The sequence below is a fragment of the Alteromonas sp. KS69 genome, assembly GCF_003989595.1.
GTDB lineage: Bacteria > Pseudomonadota > Gammaproteobacteria > Enterobacterales > Alteromonadaceae > Alteromonas > Alteromonas naphthalenivorans.
On sequence record NZ_PYHU01000028.1, the window covers coordinates 1 to 6,201 of the forward strand.

Annotated in this window: 6 protein-coding genes and 4 tRNA genes; 1 reads left to right on the plus strand and 9 read right to left on the minus strand. The window is 40.5% G+C overall.

All coding sequences use genetic code 11. From position 1 onward, the window contains the following. From C7Y69_RS15085 to C7Y69_RS15125, 9 genes are all read right to left on the minus strand, one after another. Nucleotides 1-555, minus strand: a 555-nt coding sequence (locus tag C7Y69_RS15085) for a GTP-binding protein (protein ID WP_126873267.1), incomplete at its 3' end; no start/stop codon positions are given. 67 nt (nucleotides 556-622) lie between these two features. Beyond that, a tRNA-Thr gene (locus C7Y69_RS15090) sits at nucleotides 623-698 on the minus strand. A 7-nt stretch (nucleotides 699-705) separates the two neighbouring features. Beyond that, nucleotides 706-780, minus strand: a tRNA-Gly gene (locus C7Y69_RS15095). Between the two features lie 33 nt (nucleotides 781-813). Next, nucleotides 814-898: transfer RNA gene (locus tag C7Y69_RS15100), tRNA-Tyr, on the minus strand. A 7-nt stretch (nucleotides 899-905) separates the two neighbouring features. Further along, nucleotides 906-981: transfer RNA gene (locus C7Y69_RS15105), tRNA-Thr, on the minus strand. 112 nt (nucleotides 982-1,093) lie between these two features. Next, nucleotides 1,094-1,834: a type III pantothenate kinase gene (locus tag C7Y69_RS15110; RefSeq protein ID WP_260563529.1), complete on the minus strand. Its 741-nt coding sequence runs from the start codon at nucleotides 1,832-1,834 to the stop codon at nucleotides 1,094-1,096. Continuing rightward, complete coding sequence (gene birA / locus C7Y69_RS15115) at nucleotides 1,821-2,810, minus strand: bifunctional biotin--[acetyl-CoA-carboxylase] ligase/biotin operon repressor BirA (protein WP_126873269.1); 990 nt, start codon at nucleotides 2,808-2,810, stop codon at nucleotides 1,821-1,823. Before birA ends, C7Y69_RS15110 begins: the two co-directional genes overlap by 14 nt. 10 nt (nucleotides 2,811-2,820) lie before the next feature. After that, a complete protein-coding gene (murB, locus tag C7Y69_RS15120) occupies nucleotides 2,821-3,813 on the minus strand; it encodes a UDP-N-acetylmuramate dehydrogenase (protein ID WP_126873270.1) in 993 nt (330 codons plus the stop codon). A 250-nt stretch (nucleotides 3,814-4,063) separates the two neighbouring features. Next, on the minus strand, nucleotides 4,064-5,158 hold the full coding sequence (locus C7Y69_RS15125; RefSeq protein ID WP_185864182.1) for a glycosyltransferase family 2 protein: 1,095 nt from the start codon (nucleotides 5,156-5,158) through the stop codon (nucleotides 4,064-4,066). A gap of 441 nt (nucleotides 5,159-5,599) precedes the next feature. On the opposite strand from C7Y69_RS15125, the gene C7Y69_RS15130 reads away from it, so the two are divergent. Further along, the gene (locus tag C7Y69_RS15130; protein WP_185864183.1) at nucleotides 5,600-6,115 is read left to right on the plus strand and encodes an EF-hand domain-containing protein; all 516 of its coding nucleotides are present in this window, start codon (nucleotides 5,600-5,602) and stop codon (nucleotides 6,113-6,115) included. Nucleotides 6,116-6,201: the final 86 nt, after the last annotated feature.

Below are 6,201 nucleotides of genomic sequence, written 5' to 3' on the forward strand. Positions count from 1 at the left end.
CCATTCTGCATCGCCTTCAAGAGCTTTAAGTGCAGAACCTTGGATAACTGGAAGGTCATCGCCTGGGAATTCATATTCGCTAAGAAGTTCACGAACTTCCATTTCTACTAGCTCTAGAAGCTCTTCATCATCAACCATGTCACATTTGTTCATGAATACGATGATGTAAGGAACACCAACCTGACGACCAAGTAGGATGTGCTCACGAGTCTGAGGCATAGGGCCATCAGTCGCAGCTACTACTAGGATCGCGCCGTCCATCTGAGCAGCACCGGTGATCATGTTTTTAACGTAATCAGCGTGTCCTGGGCAGTCTACGTGAGCGTAGTGACGAGTAGGAGTGTCATACTCTACGTGAGATGTAGAGATGGTAATACCACGAGCTTTTTCTTCAGGCGCGTTATCGATTTGATCGAAAGCCTGAGCTGAACCACCGTATGTCTTAGAAAGAACAGTAGTGATTGCCGCAGTTAGAGTAGTTTTTCCGTGGTCAACGTGGCCAATAGTACCAACGTTTACATGGGGTTTCGTACGTTCAAACTTTTCTTTTGCCATTTCTATTATCCCAGCAAAGTTACTTTAAAAATTTATGAAATTCTATAAACATGAGCTGGGGAGAAACTGGTGCTGATAGGCAGATTTGAACTGCCGACCTCACCCTTACCAAGGGTGCGCTCTACCAACTGAGCTATATCAGCACTGATTTGGAGCGAGCAGTGGGAATCGAACCCACATCATCAGCTTGGAAGGCTGAGGTAATAGCCATTATACGATGCTCGCAAATCCTAATTCTCTGGCCACCTCATAAAAAAGTGGTGGAGGGGGCAGGATTCGAACCTGCGAAGGCTGAGCCGTCAGATTTACAGTCTGATCCCGTTGACCGCTTGGGTACCCCTCCAGATTGATGGTGCCGACTGCCGGAGTCGAACTGGCGACCTACTGATTACAAGTCAGTTGCTCTACCAACTGAGCTAAGTCGGCACTACATCAAGTGGGTGCGCATTTTAGAGTAATGAATTACTCAGTGCAAGTGTTGTTTTGAAAAATTTTACTTTTTCTTTTTTGACCGATAAAAACTTATCAATCAAACCAGTTACGTAAGAAGCTCGCTTCTTGCGTAGCGGGCCAAACCTTGCACCACCAAATGAGCGGGACGAATCCTAACATCGCTTTCAAGGAATGCAAACATTTTTTTGTCTCCACCCCCTAAAATTATATCAAAATCGGTTTGTTTGCTGGATAAGTAATCAACAGCGCTCAAATAAACACCATGCACTGCGGCATAGCACCCTGTTGCAACACATTCTTCGGTATCGTTGCCTAGGGTGAGACTGGTCGGAATTTCGTCATTTGCATACACTTTCTTAGTGGAATTAAGTAATGCTTGTTTCATTACTTGAAAGCCTGGTGTGATCCAACCGCCTAAATGTTGACCATCTACCACAAAATCAACTGTAATTGCTGTGCCCACATCCATCACAAAAAATGCTTTTTGTGTTTTTTCTGCAGCACAAACCATGGCAAGCCATCGATCGACCCCCATTTTTTTTTCGTTTTCGTAACTATTTTTTATGCCGAAGGCTTCTCGTTCGGTATTTTTCTCTTCAACGGCAATATTTCTTTGTTCGCAAGCGGCGAAAATTTGTTCGACCGCATCCGCTTTTCGTACTGAGGCTAAATATAAGTGGGAAATATTTTGCTGTTTATCGATAAAAGAAAGTAAATCGGATAAATTTTCTGTGGCCGTTGGTTCGTTTTCAGCATCAGATAACAAACAATATTTAAATCGTGTATTACCAACGTCCACTAAAACGACATTTTTATCGGTTACCACGTAAGCTAACCTCTCCACCGTGGAATCGAGTAATGCCATCTTGCGTTTCAACCAACAACGCACCGCTGGCATCTACGCCTCTATCAATTCCGGAAAAACGCTTTTCACCCATTTGCAGCACAATTCTTTTATCAGCATAGAGGTCTAGCGCTTCCCAATGGGGCGCGAACGGGCCAAAACCTTGCTGGGTAAACTTAGGTAACAATGTCCAAAGTGATTTTATAATGGCTGCCGCTAAACTATTTCTATCTGGCGTGTGTCCTAAATAAGATGTTAAGTCACTATGAGGTTGTCCAACGTCATATTGGCTATCAGGAACACACACATTTAAACCTATTCCAATGACAGAATGCGCAGTAGCACCAATCTGCCCTTCTACTTCTATAAGAATGCCGGCGAGCTTTTTACCTTGAAGGTAAATGTCGTTAGGCCACTTCAGTTCAGCATCATCTACACCCAAGTCTTTTAATGCTTCACATACTGCCAAACCCACCATTAACGACAAACCCGCCATGCTTTGGTAACCATCAGGGAAAGACCAATACATAGAAAACGTTAAGCTCCCCCCAATAGGCGCTAACCAGGTTCTACCATGACGGCCACGACCCGCCGTCTGAATTTCAGCGAATATTGCATCACCATCAGCTAATTCATGACGGGCATTAGCAATGCGCTTTTTCATTTCTGTATTAGTAGAAGGTAACACCGACTCAACATCTATCATGGCGCGCTTAGTATTACCTAAGTGCTTCTTAATACTCTCTGCATTTAACAAAGAAAAACCTCGCTCTAAACGGTAACCCTTACCTTTAACTTTAAAAACATCTAATCCCCAGTCAGAAAGCTGAGAAATATGGCCTGCTACAGCAGTACGGGAAAGGCCAACTTGTTGCGCTATGGTTTCACCTGAATGGAAGTGTCCATCAGACAACAAGGCCAATATATGTTTTCTTACTGATTTTGATGCCTGCCTCATAATTGCTGTCTCATAATTGAATGAGTCCTTCCCTACCAACTAAACGTACTTCTGGCTCGAGCGTTATTTTAAATTCACTTTCTACCGAATTCATTATCTCTTTAGCTAGGGCAATTAGGTCATTCCCCTGCGCGTTTCCTATATTAGTTAATACTAGCGGCTGTGTAGGATGACACCTAACGCCATTAAGCGCCTTTCCTTTAAAACCCATCTGATCGATAAGCCATGCAGCAGGTACTTTTACCTGATTTTCTGACACCGGATAACTCGGTATATCAAGATAATGACATTTAAGTTCTTCAAAATGCGCTAATGCAATAACAGGGTTCTTAAAGAAACTACCTGCATTTCCAAGCTCCTTAGGATCAGGAAGCTTGGCTTTTCGCACTTCTATTACCTTATTAAAAATATCTTTCGCACTAGGGGAGTCTATAGGCGACAATTCACCATAACTCGCCACAACGTCGTACGCCTTGGGAAGTGTAAAATTCACTTTGGTGATAAGCGCTTTACCATATAAGGCGTGTTTAAAAATACTATCGCGGTAACCAAACTGGCAATCCGACCCCTTAATAAGAAAGGGCTCTTTTGTTTCAAGTAGTATCGCTTCTATAGAATCTATGAAGGAATGTACCTCTACACCGTAAGCCCCAATATTTTGAATAGGCGATGCGCCTACGGAACCTGGGATCAGCGCAAGGTTTTCAAGGCCAAACCAGCCATTTTGCATACACAGCGATACAAACTCATGCCAATCTTCCCCCGCCCCAACACTAATATGATGATGTGATTCGGTGTCGTAGTGGCTAATACCCTTAATTTTATTTACTAGCACCACTCCTTCGAAGTCATCCAAAAATACAGAGTTACTTCCGCCGCCTAAAATATATGTATTAACTTCTGGATTGTAGGCTTGTAAAAATGAATCTACAGAGTCGAATTCGACGATAGATGCGCAATTCGAAGCTAAGGAAAAAGTATGATATTGCTGTAATGAGGGCATAGCACTTTATAGAAGAATAATAATGCGCTAATGGTAGGTGAAGCTGATGTTAATTAAAAGCGGTTTAGATCAACCGTATTTTTGTTATATACCAACGTGCATATTTTATGGTCAACTCGGAAAAAAATAGCACAACTCGAACTTGGTAAAGACAAAATGCTACTTCTGATTTTAGTCACTTCAGCTGCTGTCTATTTAGGTTAACAAATTAGGAAAGCGTGAGACCGCCATAAAAACTATGAGAGAATTTTTAGTCGCCGAGCCTTCTTTCAAAGGCCTGTCGGACCTCAGGTAGCGATACATTTGTGAGCAATTGTTTCAACAATGCCTTATCGGAGGAAGGTGCTCGATATATTTCCTCTAAAACAAGCTTATACCTAACATCTACTTGTAGTTTAGCATTCTTCACGAAGGTCTTGAACGATGGATCATTAAGCCTAGCATCCATGTATTGACGATAATTCTCAAATGAACTTCCATCAAAAATTAGTTTTTCGCTGTTATAAGAAGACTTAAACCCGTGACGATTACTTTTTAGGGTTTGTGTTCTTTTAGTCGCTATCGTGTTAACGGGCCTTCCGCGTAATAATGTAGCAATGTATTCGAATTCAGAGCGCTCTTTTCGGTGTAAAATAAATGCATTTTTAACCTCGCCGTCTATCACACATTGTGATCTTTGTTCGTTTATAGTTTCTAACTTCTTTCCATTTTCATATCTTTGATTTAATCCATCATCAAGAACATTATGGGGGTTCATTCGTTCGGGACGAAGGTATGATCTATATAGGGTTTTTAACTGCTTTGCGCTTTCCGCTTCATTGATCTTATCGATTGCGGGGCCATAGAGGATTTCCCGTTCTAATTTGTTCTTCCATTGAAACGATATAGTATCAAAATTCCCAATTTGGCTACATATGTCTGAAATTTTATTAGAAAAATTAATTGGCACCCAAAATTCATCAATATCTAGAAACATCAAGGCGTGAAAATCGCGACTGTTACTTTTGCGAAAGGCTTCCCTATAAATATCTACTTGAGGGGTACGAGAGGCAGAGTTAAATATATTATCCGCATTAATCAAATTCACTGGGAGCTTTTTTAATAGAGGAGCTAAATCTTCGGTGTTGTCACTACACCCATTGTAATAAATATCAACCTGTGAAAAACCTACGTACAAATGGTGAAAAATCCATTCTAATAAATAGGCAGATTCATCTTTCGCTATAGCAACAAGCTTGACGGGCTTAACTTCTTTTGGCGAAAAAAAACGTCTTAGCCTAAGCGAAGCAGACTTTTGTAGAAACAGTAATCGTCTTTTAATCGAATAGTATTTTGAAACTAACAAATGGTACTCTGTATACAGGATAGGACATATACTTTATCAGCTAAGCCCTTTGAAAAGTGGCCGATATGATACACAAAATGTAAAAAAGAAATAGCATTTCCTCTATCTATCAAAGTTTGCTCATTCCCCTCATGACCGAGATGAAGCCTAATATTAGGACTGAATGTTTACCAATAATAAGCGCATATTTAGACCCTCTTTAAATTATATCCAACAGTAAATTTAATCTACACACCTGTATTAGAGAAAGGTAATTCGTGTAGTTCCATGTATATATTTCACTGTTTACCGACAATGCTATATTAATAAGCGCTGATCACTTTGCTATTGGGCGATAAATCATAAGGTTAGGTAGTGGCATAAAATATGAATCTTTATTTCTTAAACTTAAACGTTTTGTCTCTTTTTGAAAAGAACGCACTAAAGTAAATGGAGTTTATTATGAACAAGCTTTCACTTTCTATGTTAATGAGCACACTAATTACGAGTTCGGTAATGGCCTCGTCCAACGGTAAGATAGAGACTAGTTTTACCGGGTTAGATTCTGATGGTGACGAATTACTCACATCAAGTGAATTGGAAGGAACATCATTAGCGCCTTATCTAGAAAATATAGACACAAACGGTGACTCTGCTATAAACCTTTCTGAATTTAACGAATACGTAAAAGCAAACACCAGCAAGTTCAGTGAGGATGTTATCGCGACAGTTGACGAAAATAGTGTAGAAGACGCCGTTAGCGTAGAAAAGGTAGATGACGTAGAAAACAGTGCCATGGTATCAGCGGTTGTTGTTAATTTTGAAAAAGCGGATATAAATGGAGATGGTACATTGTCATCTGCTGAAGTATCTAAAGCCAATATAGACGGAAATTTCACTAAAATGGATAAAGATGGGGATGGGGCACTCACCAAAACAGAACTTGAACATTATCTGAAAATGAAAGGTAAGCACTAAGTATCTTTGTTTTCATACAATGAGTACTGCAGATTTAGAACCGGCCTAGCTTGACTTTCTTACACGCATAAAAAAAGGGCTATCCG

Coding starts and splice junctions, on each gene's coding strand:
- birA (WP_126873269.1), bottom strand. CDS start 2,810: ATGAGGCAGGCATCAAAATCAGTAAGAAAACATATATTGGCCTTGTTG.
- murB (WP_126873270.1), bottom strand. CDS start 3,813: ATGCCCTCATTACAGCAATATCATACTTTTTCCTTAGCTTCGAATTGC.
- C7Y69_RS15130 (WP_185864183.1), top strand. CDS start 5,600: ATGAACAAGCTTTCACTTTCTATGTTAATGAGCACACTAATTACGAGT.